This is a genomic window from Halobacteriovorax sp. RT-2-6 (genome assembly GCF_047085025.1).
GTDB lineage: Bacteria > Bdellovibrionota > Bacteriovoracia > Bacteriovoracales > Bacteriovoracaceae > Halobacteriovorax_A.
The window spans coordinates 1,059,161-1,082,712 of the sequence record NZ_JBKIYH010000002.1 but is presented as its reverse complement, the minus strand read 5'-3'; the positions used below and the strand labels follow the sequence as shown (position 1 = coordinate 1,082,712).

18 protein-coding genes are annotated in these 23,552 nt (G+C 35.1%); 7 read left to right on the top strand and 11 right to left on the bottom strand.

What is annotated here, in order from left to right:
• Window positions 1-25: 25 nt before the first annotated feature.
• The 5 genes from ACMAYS_RS13705 to hisC form a co-directional block, all read right to left on the bottom strand.
• Window positions 26-685 (bottom strand): hypothetical protein, encoded by a 660-nt coding sequence (locus tag ACMAYS_RS13705; protein ID WP_103217591.1) that lies wholly within the window; start codon window positions 683-685, stop codon window positions 26-28.
• Window positions 686-818: 133 nt separating this feature from the next.
• Window positions 819-1,448: a flavin reductase family protein gene (locus ACMAYS_RS13700; protein ID WP_392993628.1), complete on the bottom strand. Its 630-nt coding sequence runs from the start codon at window positions 1,446-1,448 to the stop codon at window positions 819-821.
• A 2-nt stretch (window positions 1,449-1,450) separates the two neighbouring features.
• Window positions 1,451-2,557, bottom strand: coding sequence for a homogentisate 1,2-dioxygenase (locus ACMAYS_RS13695; protein WP_392993625.1), 1,107 nt, complete (start codon window positions 2,555-2,557; stop codon window positions 1,451-1,453).
• A complete protein-coding gene (locus ACMAYS_RS13690; RefSeq protein ID WP_103217593.1) occupies window positions 2,557-3,561 on the bottom strand; it encodes a fumarylacetoacetate hydrolase family protein in 1,005 nt (334 codons plus the stop codon). Before ACMAYS_RS13690 ends, ACMAYS_RS13695 begins: the two co-directional genes overlap by 1 nt.
• A complete protein-coding gene (hisC, locus tag ACMAYS_RS13685; protein WP_103217594.1) occupies window positions 3,558-4,691 on the bottom strand; it encodes a histidinol-phosphate transaminase in 1,134 nt (377 codons plus the stop codon). Before hisC ends, ACMAYS_RS13690 begins: the two co-directional genes overlap by 4 nt.
• A 126-nt stretch (window positions 4,692-4,817) precedes the next feature.
• Between hisC and ACMAYS_RS13680 the strand changes: the two genes are divergently transcribed.
• The 4 genes from ACMAYS_RS13680 to ACMAYS_RS13665 are packed head-to-tail and all read left to right on the top strand — an operon-like array spanning window position 4,818 to window position 7,470.
• Window positions 4,818-5,222 (top strand): DUF309 domain-containing protein, encoded by a 405-nt coding sequence (locus ACMAYS_RS13680; RefSeq protein WP_103217595.1) that lies wholly within the window; start codon window positions 4,818-4,820, stop codon window positions 5,220-5,222.
• 11 nt (window positions 5,223-5,233) lie between these two features.
• Complete coding sequence (locus ACMAYS_RS13675; protein WP_103217596.1) at window positions 5,234-5,974, top strand: EI24 domain-containing protein; 741 nt, start codon at window positions 5,234-5,236, stop codon at window positions 5,972-5,974.
• Complete coding sequence (locus tag ACMAYS_RS13670; protein ID WP_412463463.1) at window positions 5,949-6,881, top strand: hypothetical protein; 933 nt, start codon at window positions 5,949-5,951, stop codon at window positions 6,879-6,881. The genes ACMAYS_RS13675 and ACMAYS_RS13670 overlap by 26 nt, the downstream gene beginning before the upstream one ends.
• Before the next feature lie 52 nt (window positions 6,882-6,933).
• On the top strand, window positions 6,934-7,470 hold the full coding sequence (locus ACMAYS_RS13665; RefSeq protein WP_103217598.1) for a GNAT family N-acetyltransferase: 537 nt from the start codon (window positions 6,934-6,936) through the stop codon (window positions 7,468-7,470).
• 28 nt (window positions 7,471-7,498) lie between these two features.
• Here ACMAYS_RS13665 and ACMAYS_RS13660 read toward each other — a convergent pair whose 3' ends face one another.
• The 5 genes from ACMAYS_RS13660 to ACMAYS_RS13640 all read right to left on the bottom strand — a co-directional run bounded on the left by ACMAYS_RS13660 (window position 7,499) and on the right by ACMAYS_RS13640 (window position 16,029).
• Window positions 7,499-10,165, bottom strand: a complete 2,667-nt coding sequence (locus ACMAYS_RS13660; RefSeq protein ID WP_412463462.1) for a valine--tRNA ligase — start codon at window positions 10,163-10,165, stop codon at window positions 7,499-7,501.
• Between the two features lie 121 nt (window positions 10,166-10,286).
• Entirely contained in the window at window positions 10,287-11,042 is a 756-nt protein-coding gene (locus ACMAYS_RS13655) for a hypothetical protein (protein WP_412463461.1), read from the bottom strand.
• Window positions 11,039-12,091, bottom strand: a complete 1,053-nt coding sequence (locus ACMAYS_RS13650) for a hypothetical protein (protein ID WP_103217601.1) — start codon at window positions 12,089-12,091, stop codon at window positions 11,039-11,041. The genes ACMAYS_RS13655 and ACMAYS_RS13650 overlap by 4 nt, the downstream gene beginning before the upstream one ends.
• Entirely contained in the window at window positions 12,078-14,039 is a 1,962-nt protein-coding gene (locus tag ACMAYS_RS13645; RefSeq protein ID WP_412463460.1) for a hypothetical protein, read from the bottom strand. Before ACMAYS_RS13645 ends, ACMAYS_RS13650 begins: the two co-directional genes overlap by 14 nt.
• Window positions 13,999-16,029, bottom strand: a complete 2,031-nt coding sequence (locus ACMAYS_RS13640; protein ID WP_412463459.1) for a heterodisulfide reductase-related iron-sulfur binding cluster — start codon at window positions 16,027-16,029, stop codon at window positions 13,999-14,001. The genes ACMAYS_RS13645 and ACMAYS_RS13640 overlap by 41 nt, the downstream gene beginning before the upstream one ends.
• 261 nt (window positions 16,030-16,290) lie before the next feature.
• Here ACMAYS_RS13640 and ACMAYS_RS13635 point away from each other — a divergent pair, with 261 nt between their 5' ends.
• On the top strand, window positions 16,291-17,127 hold the full coding sequence (locus tag ACMAYS_RS13635; RefSeq protein WP_146037826.1) for a hypothetical protein: 837 nt from the start codon (window positions 16,291-16,293) through the stop codon (window positions 17,125-17,127).
• Here ACMAYS_RS13635 and ACMAYS_RS13630 read toward each other — a convergent pair.
• On the bottom strand, window positions 17,124-17,972 hold the full coding sequence (locus ACMAYS_RS13630; protein WP_392993608.1) for an Hsp33 family molecular chaperone HslO: 849 nt from the start codon (window positions 17,970-17,972) through the stop codon (window positions 17,124-17,126). The genes ACMAYS_RS13635 and ACMAYS_RS13630 overlap by 4 nt on opposite strands.
• Window positions 17,973-18,045: 73 nt before the next feature.
• Between ACMAYS_RS13630 and ACMAYS_RS13625 the strand changes: the two genes are divergently transcribed.
• Together ACMAYS_RS13625 and ACMAYS_RS13620 are read left to right on the top strand one after the other, a co-directional pair.
• Window positions 18,046-20,352, top strand: coding sequence for a PD-(D/E)XK nuclease family protein (locus ACMAYS_RS13625; RefSeq protein ID WP_412463458.1), 2,307 nt, complete (start codon window positions 18,046-18,048; stop codon window positions 20,350-20,352).
• Entirely contained in the window at window positions 20,352-23,549 is a 3,198-nt protein-coding gene (locus tag ACMAYS_RS13620; protein WP_103217607.1) for a UvrD-helicase domain-containing protein, read from the top strand. The genes ACMAYS_RS13625 and ACMAYS_RS13620 overlap by 1 nt, the downstream gene beginning before the upstream one ends.
• Window positions 23,550-23,552: the final 3 nt, after the last annotated feature.

The window sequence follows — 23,552 nt, the reverse complement described above, 5'->3', positions numbered from 1 at the left end:
AAAAAGCCGCTGAGAGCGGCTTTTTTTATTCTTGAATTTCATTCATTTCATATATTACGTCGTATTTCTTACCAGTAAAATCTGTCTTCACAATATTTTCACCTTCACAGAAAAAATTTGATGCAGATGCCTTGTATCTTTTCTTTGTATTTGCATCCATTGCATTTAAAGCTAGGTCTACTTTACGACATTCCTTATTTCCTACAATTACTTTTGATACACTTTCAATGTCCATATAGCTTGAACAATAGTAATCAAGGTGAGGAGCGTCTTTTTCAGAAGTTGTGCTGTTAAATCTAATACTATCTAAGTTAGATACACCTCTCATAAGAGTGCGACCAAACTTACTAATATCTTCATTTTTATCGTGGAACTGTTTATAGTCACCTTCAATAACATTAGAATAGAATTTTCCAGTAGCATAACCAGCTTTAATAAACTTTTTACCACTTTTGATTTGCTCTTGTTTTGCAACTCTTAGCATTTCAAAACATTTGTTAAAACTATATCTTTCAGCTTCTTTTACAGAGCCACTCCCTCCACCGCTTAAGATAGACGCCAGTCCATTTCTTAAGTTATTTGACTGAGATGGTGATAGGTTTAAATTCGCAGTTAGGTTATCAAATAGATCTGCTTGGGCCGTAGCGCTTGTCAGTAAAATAGCTGTAAGTAGTAGTCGTTTCATAGGTATTCCTCTTCTCATTTAAAGTGTGATCACAGGAATATTAACGAAAAATGCTGCTCAAATGGTCAAATTTGGAAAATTTACTAGGGGTGTATAGATAATACTCAAGCCCATAAGGGCTTGAAATTATTAGTTATTTTTGGATTTGTGCCTTCATTAGGCGCTCGATTTGTACTCTGTGATCACAGACGATCCAGTCATTTCCAGCACCTCTACCCATTGGAGCATACTTGTCTTGGTCTATACGGCCTTGATCTAGAAGTTCGTCTTCAACATGAACTCTAACGACTTCACCTGTTACAAATGTTCCAGTTCCTGGCACATCACCGTAGCTTAAAGTATCTCTGAGTTTACATTCAAAATGGATTGGAGATTCTTTCATTCTCTTTGGTGTAACAACTTCAGAATCTAACTCTGTCAGCTTTGCGAAATCAAATTCAGATTCACCATGAGGTAGTTCAGTTGAACATAGATTTACTTTTTCATAATTATGTTGAGTTACAAAATTTACGACAAATTCTTTTTGACGAAGAATATTTTTAAGAGTGTCTTTTTGTTCCCCATCGCTTGAACGAATCATTGGAGTGAAGCCTATGATCATTGGATTTGCACTTACCACAGTAAAGAATGAGAAAGGTGCAATATTACTTGATCCATCTTCATTTACAGTTGAAACAACTGCAATCGGTCTTGGAACGACTGATCCTATTAGTAGTTTGTAGTTATCTTTAAAGTCTTGGTTTGTTGTATCAAAAATTGCCATAATTACATCCAGCTTTTCCAGTAGTCTTTGTTTTCATTTTCTTCAAACCATTTAGTTGGTTTTAAAGGATAGCGAGTATCAACCATAACAGCATACTCATCAGTATATAGTTTATCTTCACCAGCTTGAAAGGCCTTTGGGTGTGGCCCATGGTGAACACCTTGAGGGTGGAATGTTAAAGCACCTGCATCGATATTATCGCGAGAGAAGAAGTTTCCTTGGTGATAGAAAAGTACTTCGTCAAAATCAATATTTGAATGATAGAAAGGAACTTTTAAAACTTTATGTTTCTTATCCTCAAGAGGTCTTTCAACAAATGAGCAAACAACAAAGTTCTTTGCTACGAACGTTGTGTGTCCCGATGGAGGAACATGGTAGCGATGACTCATAATAGGGCAGATATCATAAATAGAAATCTTCCATGGGTAGACAGATCCCTTCCATCCTTTTGCAGTAAGTGGGTTAAATGGATAGGTGATTGTTGTAATCTCTCCAAGCCTTTTTACTCTAACTTTATACTCCGGCCAATCTTGATCAGAGCCCAGAGCTGCTTCTGGAGTGAACTTTGCTGTTTGGTCATAGAGAGCGTTAGGGCCTAGAAGTCCACGAGATGGTTCTTCAAATTCAGATCGAGATTCAACTTGAAAGAACTTGGCAGCTTGAGAGATTTTAATTGTATATGTTGTTCCACGAGGGATGACAATATAGTCACCTTTAACAAATGGAACATAACCATAGATTGTTTCAAAAGTACCGCTACCTTCGTGAACAAAGTAGAGCTCATCAAAGTCGGCATTTCTTAAGAAATAATCAAGTGACTTTGTTAAATGGCCAAGACTTAGTTCACAATCATTATTTGTTAGGATTGCACGAAAATCATCTTGTAGGTCTTTATGACTAAAAAGTGAAGGAAGATTTTTTGGTTTTAAATCACCCGAAATATCAGTCCAGTTAACTGGAGGTTGAGTATGATAGAGTTGACTTACACGACCAAAGAAACCATTACGTCCGTGTTCTTCTTCGTATAAACCTTCTGGAATATCAACATGAGCTTGCTTTGTGTATACACCACTTGCTTTAAAGCTTTCCATTTTATTATCCGTTGCCATTACTTAGTACCTCTTTTTGGTCCTATTTTATTAGTTAGCTTTCCAATACCTTCAACTTCAAGAGTGATTTCATCACCTGGTTTTAGCCAGCGATCGATCTCTAGACCACAACCAGTACCAACTGTTCCTGAACCGAAAAGATCCCCTGATAATACCCATTCATCTTGAGAGACGTGAGCTATCATTTGTGCCCAAGTATAGTGAGAATCACCAGAAAAACCTTCTGACCATTTTTCACCATTTACAGTTGCAGTCATTTTAAGATTTGGTTCTTTAAAATCAAACTCATCAAATGTTGTAATAACTGGTCCAATTACTGAACAGAAGTCTTTTCCTTTTGCAGGGCCTAGACGTACGGCCATTTCTTTCTTTTGAATATCACGAGCTGAAATATCATTTAGAATTGTGAATCCAAAAATGTGATCTTTTGCATCTTCTTCGCGAATATTGATACCATCTTTAGCAATGACCATTCCTAGCTCTAATTCGTAATCAAGAATGTTAGTGTAATGTGGCCATAAGACTTCTTGGTTGTGTCCAATAAATCCATGAGTCGGTCCTTTATAGTATGCAGGAATTTCATACCATGCTTCAGGAATTGCCTCGTTTCTTTTTTTGAATCCAGCCGCTACATGTTTTTCATGTGCATAGAAGTCGCGATAGTTAGGGATTTTATCTATTGGTGTTTTTAAATTAATTTCATCAGACTTAAATGCAATTGGAGTCCCATCTTTAAGAGTTAGATCTCCAACTTTTTCTAAGAATAAATATAGTCCGTAACATTCACCAAGAAAGTCGATAGGATCATCTTTTGTTTGAAGAATTTGTAAAAGGGAAGGAGGGCAAGTGTGATTTGCTCTTTGCCAAAAGTTAAAATATCCTTCTCTTTCATAGTCACATGCCCAAACGTTATTTGGATCAATAACTAGTCCATTATCTAATAAAATACCTAGTCTTGGTTCTGGACGATGAGTTCCATGATTTACATATTGGCAGATTTTCATGCTAAATCCTTTCTGAATCTTTTATTATATGCAGGAAGAATACGATCGAAAGCTTCATAGAAGTGATACATTTCATCCTTTGTTCCTATACTAATACGTACATATTCAGGCATTTCATTTGCAACTAGCTTTCTAATGATAACGCCTTCGTTTAAAAGTTCCTCAAACATGAAGTCACTAGCTTCACTACTTCCTGTTTTAAATGTAACAAAGTTTGTTACAGATTTAATTGGATTGAAGTCTCTATTAGTTAAGTATTCCATTAGTTCGTCATAACGCTTTCGATTATTTCTAAGCGTACGTTCAAGATGTGGACGATCTTCGAGAGCTCCAACGGCACCAAGTTGTCCGATAAGATTTGGCTCAAATGGAAGTTTTACTTTTGTTAAGTATCCAATAAGTTCCGGATGTCCAAAGCCATATCCAACTCGAATACCAGATAGGCCATAAGCTTTAGAAAAAGTTCTAAGAGTTAGAACATTATCATAGCGATAGTTCATAGAATCTGGATAATCATCTTGTTCTTGGGCAAATTCAAAATATGCTTCATCTAGAATAACAAGAACGTGAGAAGGAACGTACTTCATAAGGTAGTCGAACTCTTCTTTTGTAATATATGTACCTGTTGGATTATTTGGATTTGCAATATAGATAACTTTTGTCTTCTCAGTAATGTTATCTGCAAGAGCTTTTACATCAAAGCGATAATCTTTAGTAAGAGGAACTTTGTTAAGCTTTGCTCCAACACTTCGAGCTAGAATATAGAAACCAATGAACGTGTTGTCACAAGTTAAGACCTCATCTTCAGGCTTAAGAAATGCACGAGCAATATATGCCATGATTCCTTCAGATCCATTTCCTAAGATAATATTCTCAAGTTTAAGATCATACATTTCAGCTAGCTTAGACTTTAGTGCATAAGCATGCATATCTGGATAGCGATGTAGGTCCCAAAGACCACGAGTCATTTCACGAATTGCAAAAGGTGATGGCCCTAGTGGGTTTTCATTTGAAGCTAGTTTTGAAACTTTTGTCAGTCCCTTTTCTCTAACTACTTCATCAATTGGTTTACCGGCCTGGTATACTTGTAGCTTTTTTAAGTACTCTGGTACGAGATCTTTATGATGCATCACTCTTCCTGTTTCATATTTTAGTTAAATTAAATTTGAGAAATTCTATCGTTTTTATGGCCGATTGAATAGTTTTGGTCGTTGCATCATGTATATAGGGCCGAGATGAATTAGACTTACTGTATTATGAGTAATTATCACTTTGGACAATTTACAACTGAACACCTCGAGCTTATTCAAGAGGGACTTAACTTATTTAATACTGGTCATTACTGGATGTGTCATGAGGTTGTCGAAGACCTGTGGATGGATGCAATGGGAGACAATGCGCGTTATGTGTATTGGGTTGTTATTCAACTGGCCACTGCACTATATCATCATGAGGATGACAATCTTAATGGAGCAAGTGGGATGGTCAATAAGGCCAAAGGTAAAATTGACTTCATTGAAAAAAATCATGTGGAGTCGGATATAATGGATAGATACTTAGACTGGCAAAATTTAAAAAGTATTGTGAAGGCCATTCCGCAAAAGCCTACTTTAAATGACTTTTCAAAGTTAAAAACTTTTAAATTTCCAGTTCAAAATTAAATGGAGTAGTAATGATTGGAAAGCTTCCATATTTCTTTTTTCGTTCAATGAATATCTTAAAGGCAGATAAGAAAATTATTTTAATTGCACTTTGTCCGGTTCTAATTGGTTTCATCCTTTATTACTCTTTGGGACATTATGCCTTTAGCGAAGTTTCCGCTTGGGGGCATGGATATATAAATGAAAAGTACCCTGAGCAGGGTTGGGTGAGCACTGTATTTTCAGGAGTTCTCATTATTCTTTTAGGAGTAATTATTAACTGGACGTTCTTTATCGTTGTCTCAGTCATTGCTTCACCTTTTAATGATATGCTCAGTTCAAGAGTTGAGATGATTTATAAGCTTCAAAAAGAGAGCACTGATACTTTTACGCAAACGATGAAACGACTACCAAGTATTCTTATGAATGAATTAAAGAAGATTGGTGTTATTGTCGTTTTATCAATTATCAACATTGGTATAGGCTTCTTTTTTCCTCCAATCACATTTGTATTAGGGGGATTAATTCTCGCTATTTCATTTATTGATTATTCATGGTCAAGAAATAACCTAACTTTTGCAGAATGTGTTGGTGATATTAAGTCAGGCTTTCTACCTTATTTACTAGGTGGAGTTGGTTTTATGATTCTTATATCAATACCTTTACTAAACTTATTCTTTCTTCCTTTAGCTGTTGTGTTCTTCACAGTTATCTATTGTGAACTAAGAGTTAAGGAGATAGCTTCAAGTGAAGAAGTTCCTACTAAGGGTTAAGGGAGATGAAGCAGAAATAGCTTCAATCCTTCCTGTTGTAAATGCCATTATTAATGAGCACGAGGACAATCAAGTTGCAATTGTTTACACAGATGCAACTCAGATTGATGACTTCTGGTTACCTGAAAGGTGTTGGGCCTACTCAATTTCAAAGAAAGAAACTGAATCAATGTTTGCAGCACATAAGTTTGCAGCAAATTTACATGAAGTTTTTAATACTGATTACTATATTGATTATGTGAATGATATGTACTCTGCTGTTCTTGGCTTGGCCTTTAGGGCCAATGTAAAGATTGGTTTACAAGGTGGACCAAAGAGCTTTTTTTATCAAGTATCACTACCTGAATATAGCGGTGAATATTTAGATGAAAAGAAAATGAGTGCATTAAGGGCGGTAGAAGGAAACTTTAAGAATGCTAATATCGACCACGCTTTCACACATCAGAGAATTTCAAATATATTTATCTGTTATCCACATAAGTATGATGTTGAATTTGTTGAAAGAATGAATTTTCTTGCTGAATGTTTACCAACTTTAAAGCTTCATGGTTATATTCCAAGTGAATCAGTGGAAGGTTATGATGGGGTTAAGGTAAGTAAAAGAATTAGTTTATTTAGTGAATCACCAAATATACTTCGTCGTCGAATTGATGAATTTGATGCAGTTATAACCAAATCACTAGCAACAGCGCAAATGAGCCGTAACCGAGGACAATTGGCCTTACTCGTTGGAGACGAAGAGCTTACAATACCTGAATGGAAGCACATGCCGGAGACAATTGGTCGCCTATGTTTTAGTGGTTCTACATTACTCTCTTATGGTATCAGTGAGTTAATTCAACTTAAAACTTTTCCGGATTTAGAAGACTATATAGTTAATTATCAGTCACTTAGACTTGTTCCATAGACGTAAAAATGCCTTATTTGCGAGGCCGCTCGATTGTTGCTAAAATAAATCTATGGTGGCCGCAAAAGATCTTACATTTGCACCTTTTGAAATCGTTTCAGTAGAAGTGGAAGATATAAAGTCGTTGGCCCGAATCTATGTGGATTGTTTTTGGGAAAATTACAAAGGCATTCTGTCTAAAGACTATCTCTATTCATTAAAGTATTCTGATATACAACAAAATTGGGAAAGAAAAATTCCTCGTCGTCCAACAGAAGGGGGAACATTTGTTTTCCATGCTCCTGATGGAGATGTTGTTGGCTTTATTGATTACGGACCTGCTCGTGAGCATGAACATGGTATCCCTGGTGAAATCTATGATTTTTATATTTTAAAGAAATATCAAAAAGCAGGAATGGGGCAAAAGCTATTTGATGCTGTCTTAAAAGATTTTAAAAATCGTGGCTACGATTGTTTCTATTTGTGTACTTTTAAAAACAATCCCTCAAAAGGTTTCTTTATAAAAAATGGTGGCAAGGTTTTAAAGGAGTCTCCATTTGAGTTTAATGGAGAGATTTACCAAGAAGAATATTTTTACTTTGATCTATAAAAAAAGGCCCTCGTCGAGGGCCTTCTTATTATGCTTTGAATTGTTCGATTTGTTCTTTAAGTGAATTTAGCTTCTCTTCAAACTCACTTGCTTTTTGTCTTACCTCAACAACAACTTCTTCTGGTGCATTGGCCATGAATTTTTCGTTATTAAGTTTCTTACCAATTTTTTCAAATTCTTTTTGAGTCTTATCAAAGTCTTTTTCAAGACGTTTGATTTGAGCATCAAGATCAATGACTCCATCAAGTTTTAAAAAGATATCAGTGTGAGTCGTTGCCTTCATAATGCACTTTTTAGGATTATCACTAGACTTAGCTGCTATTGTTACATCTTTTGCACGAGCAAGATCTTGCATTCCTGCCATATTGTCGGCAAAGTACGAAGATGCTTCTTCATCATCAGTTAAAAGTGCAACTTCAACTTCATCTTTAGGTTTGATATTGACTGATTGTCTTAGGAAGCGAATTCCTGAAACAACTTCAATAAACTTATTCATCTTAACTTGTTCACTAGGGTAGTTAAGAGCTGCATCGTATTCAGGATATTCAGCTGAGATTAGTAGATCTTCGCTATCTTCTTTTAAATAACCCCAAAGCTCTTCTGTAATGAAAGGAGTAATTGGGTGTAGAAGAGCAGTAATTTTTCTAAAACAGTATTTAAGAACAGTCGCTCTTTGAACTTTGGCAGCTTCGTCTTCACCGTTAAGTGTGTTTTTTGAAAGTTCGATAAACCAAGAACAGAATTTGTCGTATACGAATGAGTACACTTCAGAACAAGCGTCATCGTAGCGGAAAGCATCGAGAGACTCATTAACAATTTTAGTCGTATCGTTAAGCTCTGATAGAATCCATTTTTCTTGATCATCAAGATTTGTAGGAAGATCTTTTTCAGCAAGCTCTAAGAATGGTGAGATGAAACGGAAAGCATTCCAAATCTTATTAATGAAGTTTCTGTAACCAGCGATTCTTTCAGGGTCTAGGTTGATAGCACGGTTATAACCTGAACCAGCAGCTAGAGTAAAACGGAATGCGTCTGCACCATATTGCTCTACCATCTCTAGAGGATCAATACCGTTACCAAGAGACTTACTCATCTTACGACCGAGCTTATCTCTAACGATTGCGTGAATATAAACCTTATCGAATGGAACTTGGTTAGAGAATTTAGTTCCCATCATCATCATTCTAGCAACCCAGAAGAAGATAATATCGAAACCTGTAATTAGAACAGAAGTCGGGTAGAACTTATCAAATCCTCTCTGCTCCATTCTTTCCTTATTTGGCCAACCTAGTGTCGACATTGGCCATAGTCCCGATGAGAACCAAGTATCAAGAACGTCAGGGTCTTGAGTGTATTCTTTTGCACTACACTTTGGACATGCATCTGGCTCTAGAGCTTCATCGGCCCATTGGTGATCACAAGTTGTACAAGTAAATACTGGAATTCTGTGTCCCCATAGAAGTTGACGAGATACACACCAGTTCTTTGGTTCACGTAACCACGAGAAGTAAGTATTCTCCCATCCCTTCGGGTAGAAACGAGTTGTATCATCTTCTACTTTTGCAACGGCTTCTGCCGCCATATCTGTAACGTTTACGAACCATTGTTTAGAGATCATTGGCTCAATAACAACACCAGATCTTTCACCGTGACCAACTTGGTGCACATGTTTTTCTTCTTTTACAAATAGTTCTAGTTCTTTTAATTTTTCAATAACACCCTTACGAGCTTTCTTACAAGGAAGTCCTTGCCACTCAAGACCGTGCTCATTAAGAGTACCGTCTAGGTTTAGGATATTAATGATTTCAAGATTGTGTCTCTTTCCAATTTCAAAGTCATTGAAGTCGTGCCCTGGAGTAACTTTAAGACAACCTGTTCCTTTTTCAATATCAACGTGCTCGTCACCAACGATTGGTACTTCACGGTTACATAGTGGAACGATTGCTTTCTTACCTATAAGGTGAGCAAATCTTTCATCATTTGGATTAACAGCAACGGCCGTATCTCCAAGTAGTGTTTCAGGTCTTGTTGTTGCAACTTCTAATTTAATATCACTATCTTTAACAGAGTAGAGGATGTGATAGAAGGCACCGCTAACTTCTTTGTGATCAACTTCTGCATCAGAAATAGCTGATTGAAGTTTTGGGTCCCAGTTAACAATATAGTCTGATTGATAAATTAGACCTTCATTATAAAGAGTTACGAAAGCGCGTCGTACGGCTTCGTTCGCTTCTGGATCCATTGTAAACATTGAGTAATCCCAGTCACAACTTGCACCCATAACTCTTTGTTGGTTAGCGATAACGCCACCGTATTGCTCTTTCCACTCCCAGATCTTCTTTAAGAAGTCTTCACGAGAGTAGTCGTGCTTAGTTTTCTTTTCTTCATTCCAAATTAGCTCCTCAACTTTTGATTGAGTTGCAATACCTGCGTGATCCATACCTGGAAGGAAAAGAGTCTCATAACCTTTCATTCTTTTAAAACGAATTAGGGCATCTTGAGTAGTGATATCAAGAGCGTGACCTGCGTGAAGAATTCCTGTGACGTTTGGAGGTGGCATGATGACGCAAAAAGACTCACCAGTCTTTCCTGCTTTAGGAGCAAAGTATTTCTCATTTTCCCATTTTTGGTACCACTTCTTCTCTACATCATTTGAGCTATATGTCTTAGGTAGCTCATCGAAATTTCTTGTCACAATTTCTTCCTTTTTTCGATTTAACTAATTGAAATTATATATCATAGGATACACGTTATTTCTTTTAAAAATAGATGGGTAAATAGTTGAAATCCCCAAAAAGTACACGTCAACTTTAAGCTTATTCCCAGTTTTCGACAGGCTCAGGAAGCTCTTGCGGGGCCTTGTAATCGGGGTCTTTGTCGGGCGCGTTATTGAAGAGAAGTTGATCAACTTGTCTTCTGGCCTTAATGAGATCAATGTCATTTATTGAAATATAAGAGATATCATTTTCTTTCTTATGTGAAGAGGCAGTTATGCTTAAGTTACGATTTAGTGAGTTTAAGATTTCTAGGTTTGTGTCTAGTAAAGTCGCGTTACGAAGAGAGCTAGGTTTTCTTAAAGTATCTATCCAGTATTGAAGATAACTAATACGATTCATAAACTCTTTTAGTTCAGGAGAGATCTTTACATCACGATTTTTTATATAGTTGTTGTATTCTCTTAAATTTCTATTTGTTAATAACTCACCAATATCTTTTAAAATTTTATTTGAAATATATTTTGAAAATGGAAGTGTTGTTTCTATCGACTTTATATTTTGATCGATTTCGTTATAAAGTTTTTGAGAAATATTGATATGCTCATACTTCTTGCTAAGTCTCGTATTCAATATTGAATTTAATATGATTAATTCGATAAAATCATTATCAATAGGTGAAGTAAGATTTTTACTAAATTCGACAATATATTCTTGATTGATTTTGCTATTGATATAAAGCTCTACTACTAAGTCTTTAAGTACTGGGCTTAGACTAGGTGAAAACTTAAGTTCTTGCTCAGTAGGAGCAGTGGCAAAAATAGTAAATGTGAACAAAAGGGTGATTAGGTATTTCATAGTTTCGACTTTATCTCTTTATCAATACTAAATTTACCTTCCTTATTTCTTAGAAGATAAATTTTGTCTTTGTATGGGACGAGGATCGATTTATTATGTAGAACGATATTTGAAACATAATTCAAGTCTGTTCTTTGTCTTAATTTTTTATCTTCTAAATTGTAAGAAACGATTTCTCTTTGGTTAAAGAGATTCGAATTTTCGCTTTTTAAAGTTAGGATAAAGAATAACTCATTTTGCTGAATATTGAGATTGTATCCTGGTCCACTTTGAAGATTGATAAGGGGAGAGCGTTTCGTAAAATCAACTCGACCTTTTTCAATCTCAACGAGATCAATATATGGATTTTCGCCAAGAGATGATTCTAGAATGAAGACTTTCGAATCAGAGCTTTCTAAGCTTATAATTTTATCTGTTTTATCATATTGATGAAGGAGGTATTTCTTTTTAGAGCGATTATTGTAAATATTTATATTACTCTTAAGTTCTCGGTCCTTATCTGTGTAATAAATAAGACTATCATCAAAAATTTCTACTTCACTTAGGTGTAGAATATCCTTTGTCACTAGGGGGATCGAAAAACGATCAAGATTATTCTTTAGATTTACAATTTCTATAAAGAGACTTCCTTCATCCTCTCTAGTGTACGAAATATAATTACTCTTAGAGTGAAATTTAGGAAAGCTCCCTTTTCCAACAAAGTCGAGCTGATTCTTTTTAATATTATAAAAATAAATTTCGGCTTCTGTAATATAAGAGAAATCTTTAAAGTGGTTTTCTTTAACACTTATAATATAAAGTTCTTCGTTTGCTTTGATAACATCAAACTCGCTATCAGTTTTTTTCTCCAAAACGGTATTTGCGCGATTCTTTGCGGAGTATGCGATAGCATTCTTTCCCTTTAGATAGAATGTAATACCGTTCAAGTCATCATACTTTAAGTTATGAACATTTTGTCTTGTTGTTAGCTCTAGTAGAGCTGTTTTAGAAAGAACACTCGTTGCTAATAAAGAAGAAATTATAAGCTTATTTATTTTAGTAAAGGCCATATAACTCCCAATTCTTTAAAGGACTTAAAGTAGAGTAGCGTGATAGTGCGGTAAAAGCATTTGCCCATAAAACAGATCGTGGTGAGCTAATGTCATCGAGTGCACTTCTAAAGCTTAGGTAGGTATTGTTATTAATTTCTTTATAACCATCAATAATAAATGGCATAGGTGTACAAATACCAATTTTTCTAAGTTGGTAATGAGAAGGATAGATATCTTCAGCACACCCTTGGCCGTGGATAATTCCATTCTTCTTATTATCTAAAAAGAATTTTAATGACGTTAGTGAATTAATCTCTTGTTCTTTAATATTTAGAACAGAGAGAATTCGTGAATGAATGTCAGCATCAGAAGAGTTGTACTTCGTTTTAAAGTAATCGAATGAGAGTGATCCTTCACTCCATATCTCTAGTGCTTTACGGTTATCAATCATTACATTGTACTTACAACTCTGAGAACGGCATGCTAATTCTTGAGGAACAACCCAGCAACCAGCTTTATATTTTAAGCGAAGAGGATTAAATTGTTTTTTCGACACTTGCTCGCACTTTATTCTACTCGTGACAATTTTCGTTTGAAAAAGAGCATTGGCAACAACCATGTTTAAAGCATTGTAATTCTCTTTTGAATTACCTGGAATGAAAGGTAAGCATTTCTTCCCATCGTTAGAATTGTAACAAATACTAAGTGGCCACTTTTCTTCTTCTCCTGACTCTAGATAAAGTCCATAGATCTTTTCATAAGATGGGAAAACACAGTCTTTACTCTTTAGGTCGTTGGTCGCGAAATGTTTGATAACTCGCGCACCATTGATGATGGCGTAGTTTCCAATATTCCTTGGGCAATCATTGTAATTATTTTTTAGGCGCGAAATTTTTAAAGTTTCAGAAATTTCGTTACAACTAGGCATAGGATAGAGAACTGTGCCTGTCGCTGGACCTTGAGTCATGCATCGGCTAGGTTCATTTCTTAAGAGCGAGATACACTTCAAATAATCTAGTTCTTCCATTTTATCTTCAGGTGTTGTTTTACCCAAAATATTTCGACATCGAACTTCAATATGATCTGGCGATTTTTGTTTATTAATAATTAAAGACCAAAAGTCTTGCTTGGAATAATTTTTACAAAATAGTTCTTCACGACTTAGATTACTGCAAAAGTTTTTGAAGTATAAAATATCACGATCATTAATTTCATCAGTATATGTCTTAGATTGACGCCTTAGAGAATTGATATAACTTCTCTCAGAAATACTCAGTGAATTATCTCTCAATCTTTCACCAAGTTTACCTGCTAGCTCTATGGTGTAAGGAACGCTACAGATATGATCAATATTAATATTACTCTTTAGGTCTTTGTATTGATCGAGGCATTGCGTTTGATTACGAGGAAATTTTGGAGTCAACTTTGTGAATGTATCTTTTAAGAGACCTTTTTCAAAGAGGCGAGACTGCTTGAATGATAGGCGACAATTACTCTTGTAGTAATGAGCAAGAAAGGCATCAATAGGAACTAGGGCCGTTGATGTCGAACTATCTGATGTTACACTCGCTTCAACATTAAGAAGTGGTTGGTTGTTAATTCTAATAAGACGATTTTTTAGGAGTGTATATATTGAACACTTATCAACATGAAATAATTCTTTATAGTCTTGTTCACTATAGAGAAGGATTGCATTTAACTGTCTCTTAGATAACTCGATTTTTTCTTCATCTTTGAAATTTTGTCTAAACGAAACTTTATCGCTTGGCGGATTTAGAATCTTGTCGTTAATTTCACTCTGAAAAGTTTTTAACTTTTCTTCAAATGTTTCTAATAAACTAGTTTGATTTTCTTGAGTGTTTTGGGCGAGTATTTGATTTTGAAAAAAGCTAGGCCCAGCTAGAACTGAGCCTAGTATAATTGATTTAATCGATAGTTTTTGCAAGGATTGAAGCAACGTCTTCAATCTCAAGGTTTTCAGTACCTGTTTTTTCGCTAATTCCACCCTTAAAGTTTATCATACAGAAAGAGCAGGCCGTAGCTAATTTATCAACTTTCTTTTCACCTACATGCTCAAGGCGTCCAGCAGCTAAATCAGTACCAGCTTCAACTTCGTACCACATATTACCACCACCCATTCCGCAGCATAGGGCAGTATCTTCTTTCTTATCCATTTCTTTGATCTCAACACCTGCTGCCTTTAGGATTTCTCTTGGAGCATTGTATTCACCGTGGTGGCGACCAAGGTAACATGGATCATGGAAAGTAAGATTTTCTTCAACTTTCTTTTCTGGTTTTAGTTTCCCAGAACGTAGTAGGTCAGCAAGAAGTTCAGTGTGGTGAACTGTAGTAAAGTCACCATCATCAAATTTAGCGTATTCCTTACCAATCGTATGTAGACAGTGTGGACAGTGAGTTACAACTTTATCAAAGTCGTATTGTCTCATATTTGCAATATTTTCAATCGCAATTTCAAAGAATGAGTACTCATCACCAAAGCGTCTGATTGGGTCACCATTACATTTTTCAGTTTTCCCCATAACAGCAAATGAAACACCTGCTTTCTTTAGAAGCTTAACTGTATCTTGAACAACCTTTTGGTTAGAAGCATCGTATGAACCAGCACAACCAACATAGTAAAGGTAATCAACTTTTTTACCAGCTTCGATTACTGGAACATCAAGACCGTCTGCCCATTTGAAACGATCATCTTGAGAGATTCCCCAAGGGTTTCCGTTGATTTGTACTTTTTGAACTGCCGTTGCAGCGTCAGCTGGAATCTCTCCAAGTGTAAGAGTTTTGTATCTCTTTGCACCCATGATGATATCCACGTGCTCAATATTTGCTGGACACTCTTCCATACAAGCACCACAAGTAGTACATGAGTCTAGTTCAATTGATGAGTATATTGAGTTTTCCCAGAAGTCAGCGTCAGTTTCACCTTTTGCTGCCGTTTCAAAAGCAAGATCACGTGCTTTTGTAATAATCTTTTTAGGATCCAGAGGTCTTTCTGCAAGGTTAGCAGGACATACTTGCGTACAACGTCCACACTCAACACAAGCTAGAAGGTCTAGTTTATTTTTAAGACTAAGTTCTGAAATTTTCCCAAGTCCGAAAGTCTCAGCAGTTTCATCTTCAAAGTTCATTGGCTCAAGTACGGCACCACGTCTTGGCGTAGTAACTAGGGCAGCAAATGGAAGTACAAAGATGTGAGAGAATTTAGTTGTTCCACATGCAGCTACAAATAGCATTGTATTTGCCATGTGAACCATCCACATTGCACGATATGAATATGCCCAAACCTGTTCTGAAAGAGGAATCTTAGTAAAGATTGAAGCTAGCGCCCAACCAACTGGTGACCACGTTGCTTCTCCAACAGGCATACCTGTACCCATGATTCTTACACCTTCAATTAGGTATCCAAGAACAACAAGGCAGATAAGCATAGCGTACATAAATAATTCTTGCTTTGGTCTCGTTGCTTGAAGGTAAGAAGGTCTATCAATATATCTTCTTTTGTAAGCAAGGCCAATACCTGCAAGAACCATTAATCCGGCCATGTCGGCCAGGAAAGAGATTACGATATAAACAGGTCCTTTGTAGATTTTAAAAGGAGTGTCAGCGTGAATTGCAACAAGGTCTGTAGCAATCCATAGAATAACAAATCCCCAAAAGATTAGACCGTGGAAAAGAGCTACGTTTCTAAAACGTGGTACTTTACCAGTAAGAAGCATTGTTTTGAAGAATGATCCCCAGTTTAACTTCTCTGGTAAAAGGTCCTTTAGGCCCTTGATAGCATCAATACCTTTTTTTCCAGTGATAAATTGAATTTTTTGATACAGACCTTTGAACATAACAAAGACTGCTGCAAAAAATAGAATGTACATGACAACCTTAAACGAGAATGGAATATTCCAAAAAATTTCTCGCGTGGCGGCATCAAGAGTTTGATTCATTTCTTCCCTCGCTTACTTTTTAAACGTGAATATTAATTTTAATAATTTCAATCCTATATATATGATAATATATCATAAGAATCCCTATTTAATGAGTCGGAAATTATGATGTACGATAAAAAAAACTTAATATTTTTATTACTTCTCGGAATATTTTTTTCATGTTCAAGAGTTAATACTATTAACTTAAAAAAACATTCGTTTAATAACTATCCTCAAAACCTAATTTTTATTCAGATACCTGGCCTAAGTGAAGAGCATATGGGCTATTTGCACTTTAAGAACTTAAATTATACAGCAAAGACTGAGCTCGAAAATTATGCGTGTTTCGGTAAAATGTGGTCGTATAATATGATGACGATTACTCCAAGTGTTGAGGATCAATTACTAGCGCAGATTAACGGTTACGGTTTGGCTAACCAAACATGTGAAAAATATCAAAGAAAGTCTCTTTGGGATGTATTTGTAAACTCGGGCTATAGTAACTCTGTTATCTATCGCGGTGAATCTCCTAACTTAGCTGCTATTAATAAGTGTAATGCTAATTTTTACCAAAATACTCGATTATTTATCTCAGGTGGAAAGGCCGTAAAAGAAAGCAAGGCATTTCACTTTCAAAAGTCGAGTGATTATAAAGTTGGTGAAATTTATAGTGATCAATCATGTCGTGGACAAAAGTGTTTTTCGAATACGATGAATCTATTTGAGCATGTCTTTGATTCAATGAATGATTCTAATCGTAGGTTTGTTAATATCGTAGACTACGACCTTTATAAAATTTTGAAAAAGCAGGATGCAAAAGAATTTGCAAAGTATATGTCTTACCTTAATAATTTCCTGACCCAAGTAAGAAAGAAAGTAAGCTCGACAAACGATTACTTAATCGTTGTAAGTTCTGTTTCACCTAAGGCCATCGATTGGCGTAAAGTTAATAGTAAGTGGAAATCAATTTCAATAGCTTCTAATAAAGATTCTCAACTGATGGCCCCAGTTTGGGCAGATGGTGCACTTGCGGAAAATTTTTGTGGAATTTACTTAGAGTCTGATTTGAACAGCCGCTTCTTCTGGAGATCAGAAGAAACGACTCTGCCATTTTAGTGAAGGCTAAGAATACTTGAAACTTCTTCTTTTGTGATTAAATAGGCTGTTTTGCAGTAATCACATTTTGTTTCAATTGAAGCATCGTTGTGGAATACATCTGCAAATCCACTTGAGCGAACGACGCCTGCTACACCTGTAACCATGCGGTCGCGAGAGCAGTTACATTTGAATTTAATTTCTGTCGACTTTAAGAAATCAAAATCAAGTCCTTCAAATGCTTTTTGAATTTCGCTTTCTTCATTTAGAGCTTGTTTGAAAATATTATGAAAGCTTGTTTCATTTTGTTTGATATAGTCTTTCAGGCTCAACGACTCGACAATCTCTTCTTTATCTACATTGACTTCAGGAAGCTTCGTTACAAGCATTACCTGGTCACTATCATCGCTAATGATAATTTTTGATTTCATTTGATATGATTTATCAAAAAAGTCATTCATAATTTCTTTAATTGAGCGGTTCTCAACATTGATAATACTCGAATAAGGAGTCTTGCTATATGGAAATTGCTTTACCGTTCTAAGCTTTCCTGTAATTTTTTCTGGTATTGTTGGGAGCTCTTCTGGGAAGATTAGTGTTCTAAAAAAACCAGACTGATTCATTTCTAACTTGTAGCGAAAGTAAGGAGAGTCTGAATCAATAAAGATTCCCATATTTTCTTGAGGCTTTAGAAAATTAATTAGAGGTAGTATTGAAAGTGTGCAATCTCTAAAAAATCCAAAACCTTGATTATTGACACTGTGAATAAGTGCAAGATCATGAATAACTTTTTGACCTTCTAGAAAAGAAATTGCGAAGGTTTTCTCTTTATTAATGAAGTTGAATAGACGGCTTTCTTTAATCACAGTAAAATTCTCCTTGTAGGCGCTTTATATATCGTTTTTTGCATAAAGTGTCATTTAAAAAGGGTAATGTTGCGTGTTAAATCTTTATTTATATAAAAATCATTTTGATGAGTTATTTGAAGAAAATGAAAATATAAAAAGCTGGCAAATAGTCTGTCCGTCTCCCCAGCGTTCAGATTTATATCGTGATTATATTATTCGCAAAGGCCATGCTAGAAATACTGAGACAATTACAGTTGCAAAGTTCTTATCTGATCACCTGAATTTAGATGATGAGCAAAAAAAGCTATCTAAGTCTGAACTTATGGTAGACCTTTGGACTTTTTGGAAGTCTTCGGTAAATGATGATTATGAAAAGTTTCATTTTTGTTTTGAGCTCTTTACTGAAGTACGTTCATTTGATCTAAGTGGTTCATTAATTGAAGAATTAAGTCAGCTGGCCACTCTTGAAAAAGACTGTATCGCTGGACTGATGAGATTTCACACTTATTTAGAAACATATAATATTGTTGATGAACAAAAGTCTTACCAATTAGTTAGTGAAAGTTTTAGACCACAAGAAGACGTTGGTTATATTTTTATTGGCTTTGATCACTTAAATGCAAATCAAATTGATATGCTCAAAGGGATGGGAGAGAAGGCCAGTGTTTATATTCCTTTTGAAAAATCTATTTTCAACCAATGTGATAATAAAATCTTTTGGCCTAACTGGGTAGAGTTAGAGCAGATAAAAGAAGCACATGAGATCGAAAGCATATCTTGTGATTATATTTCTATTCCTTCTGGAAGAAGTGCTGAGTATTTAAGTGATCTAATTTCTGGTGAAAAACAAATTTTAAGTTTTTCGAATGGACTTGACCTGACTCAAGTAAACTCGATTCTACTCGCACAAAAAAGGTTTAAGACAGACTTTGCACTATTCTTTACAAGTGTTGATCAGTTAATTTCTAAAGTACAAGAACAGTTAAACTTGAATAAAGGTCATTTAAGTGCAGATGAATTAGTTTTGTTCTTAGATAAGCTTGCTCTTACTAATATGAACGAGAAGAGCTTTATGCTTTTAAAAACTATTTTAGCATTTAAGAAAGAAGTTATAAGCTTTAGTGAGAAAGCTACGGTAAACGAAAATATTTATAATTCTGATTTAAAACTATTGAAAGAAGTCCTAGGTCTTAACCTCCCAAGAACATCAGTCGTTAACATTTCGATGAAAGATACTGGTGTGATTGGAACAAGAGATAACTTATTCACTAGTGAACGTGCAGATAATCAATATCTATATATTTCGAAGGACGATTTGGGAGCGCTAAGCTCTTCTCAAAGGTTCTCAAATGATGTTCTCGTTATTTTTAGTGCATTTGGTCCATTACAAAGTAAAAACTTAGATATTATTATTTTAAGAAACCAACTTCGACGCTTTATTCTGGGAGGCGGAAACCTAATTTTAGAAGAAGGACTAACGCATGGGAGCTCAATTGCTGAAAATCTTTTTGAAGGTGTTGAATTAAATCCAACCCATGCCCAAGCAAGTGAACGTAAAAGCTTTGGAACTATTTATAGTCAAAAAGCAGCTATACCTGAAAAATTATCACCATCATTTATTCAAACATATATTGATTGTCCGAAGAAGTGGCATTTAAAATACGCTCAAGGTGTCGACCTCGATGTTTCTTCTTCTGCCTTTATTGATCGACGTTATATTGGGACAATTAATCACAGTGTGATTGAATCTTACCTTGAGCTTCATAATCAGTATGATCGCGGAATTCTAAAAGAGCTTATTGCAAATACCTTTAAGCGATTTATCGATGAGAAGTCTCTACTACCTGAAAAGATCGATATTGAAAGCCTGAAACTTTCAGTAGAATCCTACTGTAGTGGCATTATTTATAAACTTCTTGAAATTAAGAATGAATCAAGTGTTGAATTCTTTTTCGAAAGAGATATTTCAAAAGTTAATGAAAAATATAAAGGGTCTATCGACTTAATTATCAAAGATGGTGATGATTATTATATTTACGATTTTAAAACATCTGGCGGGGCCGTTCCTACTAAAACTGATATAAATGATTTTCGAAAAATTCAACTTCTTGCTTATTATGAAGCATGGGGTGTCGAGCATAATCTAAAAGGTGGTGGCTACCTTTGCCTTGAAAACTTGAAAGATTCAATCTTTGTTGGTGAAGAAAAGTTTTTTAATGAATTTCACTCTAGAACAAATAAAATAGAAAGTTATAAAAAAGAAGAGTTTAATGAGTTTATGAATGAAACGATGGTTTCAATGAGAAGTGCACAGTCGTGGCCGGCAGCACCACTAAACTCAGGAATATGTACCTTCTGTGTTGCAAATCCAATTTGTGCAAAGGGTGGGGATAAGTAATGGCCATTCAACTTAATTCAGAACAAGAAAAAGCAGTAATGCATAATGGTGGAGTCCTACTAAATGCTGGAGCTGGTTCAGGTAAGACTAGAGTTATCATTGAGCACTTAGCTTATTTAATCGAAAAAAAGTACGATGCTCTTTTTGAGTCTGCACATCCTGATATTCTAGGGCAATTAAAGTCATATCTTTCTAAAATTGTAGTAATGACATTTACGAAGGAAGCTGCTGGTGAGTTACAATCTCGTATGTTTGATCGCTTTTCAAAAGTCGAAGATGTTACAAAGAAGAAAATTATTGATGAGGCCCTTGAATCACTTGGTATTTCTACGATTCACAGTTTTTGCCTTAAGTTGATTAAACGAGGTTATATTTTTGGTGCTCCAGCGAACCTCGATATTGTTGATCGTTTCAAAATTAATGTGAAAATTGAAGAGTTAACAAAGCAATGGTTCTCTCGAAATCTGAATAATCAGAAAATAGAAATATTTTTAAAGAATATTGACGCTCTAATTAGCTCGATGCAATTTGTGTTTGCAAGTCCTGAGCTTAGGTTTGAGTGGTCAAGTATTGATGTTAATGACGTCTCTTTTGATGAAGGCGAATACTTCGATAATATATTGAGCTTACTTGGCTGTAATGAAGTCTTTAATAATCATTACTCTAGTAATACTTACTCCGATGAACATAGTAAAAAAGCATGGTGGAAGCACTTAAGCGCATCAGAGTCTTTTTTCTTATCAAAGAATTATAGTTGGAATAATATAAAACGTTTTTGTGAGATTTATAAATCAAATAAACCGCGAAAGGCCAAAGGAATCCCTTTGGAAGTTGGAGAGTTAATTGATCAATGTAACTCTCTACTAAAGTTTTATGATAAAGAATCTGAAAACTATGATGCCTTTTTTGAGAATGAAGGGATATATCTAGAATGGTTAACTTTATACAAAGAACTGTTTAATTATATAGAAGAGTATTACTACAATTATCCAGGAATCGACTTCTCTGATATTGAATACCTAACTCTAAAGTCGTTAGAAGAAAGTGAAGAATCACGTAGGCTTTGTCAGGAGAATTTCGATTATATTATTGTCGATGAATATCAAGATACTTCTCCTGGGCAGTATCAAATTATTAAGCATGTTATCGGTGAGAATTTCAATCGATTAATGTGCGTAGGTGATCGCAAGCAAGCTATCTATGGATTTAGAGGTGGAGAAATTGCGGTATTTAATCAAACTGAAAAGGTAATTCCTCAAAACCTTTACATGTCCAATAATTATCGCTCAGAGGAAGCTGTTGTAAATTTTAACAACCAATTCTTTGAAACAATATTTGGATTAGGCGAAAAATATCAAGGGCACGATCAGTATAGTGTAAAAGTTGATTACCAAAACTTTCCAGATGTTAAAGAATCCGGTCTTGGTATCGTTAAAGGTCATAAAGTTAATCTCGAAATCGAGTTAGAGAAAAAATCTTCAACAACTTATGACAATATCGAAGCAGGTGCTATTTGTGATCTAATTAAAAAGAAGCAAGATACAAATCCCGATGAAGAGATTTGTATTCTTTATCGAACACTTGCACCTTCAAAGCAATTAATTTCAAACTTGATGGCAAGTTCTATTCCATTTGTTGCCCAAGTAAAGATTCCTTACGGGGAAGATCCTCTCGTTATTATATTTAAGGCCTTTGTTAACTTCTTAATTGAAGGAGTTAAGGAAGGGGCCGACGAAAAGAGACTTCATGCAATTGCTCGATACTACAACTTTATAATTGAAGGAGTATGTAGCCATTACTATGACTCATATCAAAGTGTTGATGTAACAAGTCTTATGAAAATGAAAGATACTTATATTAATAGTAATATTGAGTATGCCTTCTGGTCGTTTGTATTTGATTTAGGCTTATCAAGTTCTGCCTATAAGAATAATTCTGAAAAAATAAATGGAATTATTGGTGGTGCTAAAGGTGATATTGATCAAATTTATAAAATCCTAAAATCTTTAGAGAAGGACTCGTATAGTGCTAGCTTCTCTTATCTTTCACAACCAAAAGTTAGAATTATGACGACTCACGCTTCAAAGGGGCTTGAATTCGATACGATAATTCTTGGTGGTATTCATACTAACGGCCGTACAGTTGTGGATAAGTCTAAGTTTGGTGCGCTTCCAGGAGCTTTATCTTGGAGTGCAGATATAAATAGTAAGAAATTAAACTCATCTCCAAATCTAATTCTAGAGAAGCTAATAAAAAAACAAAAAGAATTCTCTGAGTCAAAGAGACTTTTCTATGTAGCCTGTACAAGGGCCGTGGAAAACATCGAATACTTTGATATAAGTATCAATGGCGAAGATGTAAAACATTCTGACAATAGCTGGATTGTGCCACTTCGAAATTATCAAATGAAGTCAGTAGAGATTGAAAGTTTTGATCTTAAATACGAATTGGAAGAAGCAATACGTCCACCTATATATTTTCTCGATCCATTAGGAGTTAAGAATATTGATAACTCTGTAGACATTGGTCTCATCTCTGAACTTTCAGTTACAAAACTATCTGAGTTGGCTTTATGTTCAAGAAAATTCTATTTAAACCAAGTCTTAAAACTTGAGGATGATTTAAAAGAATTCTCAAAAGAAAAAGAAATCGCACTGCCTCACGTTCAAGGTGTTTCTGATGTTGATCGTGGTAACCGTCTTCACTTCTTAGTTGAAAATCTTATTAAAGGTAGAGATTTAAAATTTAATAATACAGAAGAGGTTGAAATTGTCGGATGGGTAGGGGATACAATTAAAAAGTCTTCACATGACAAAATTTTAAGTGAGCATCAAATAAAATTCTCTTTTTTTGGTCAAATGATTACAGGGATTATCGATGGATTGCTTTATCAAAATGGTCAGGTAGTAGAAATTTGGGACTTCAAGTCAGGACTCATTGATGATGATAAGCTGCGCTCATATTTCTTTCAATTAAAAACCTATGCTTATGGTCTACTATTAGTTGGCGAACAAGTTACTGAAAAAATTAAGTTAAAGGTACTAGCTCTTGATCAAAAACGTGTCATTGAAGAAGAAATTTCAATGGCCGAGCTTGAAGCAAACCTATTTGAAACGTGGAGAACTCTTACTGATTTAGTCGGGAAAAGAATAACTCACTGTTCATCATGTACGTATGGAAATTTATGCCACCAATAAGCG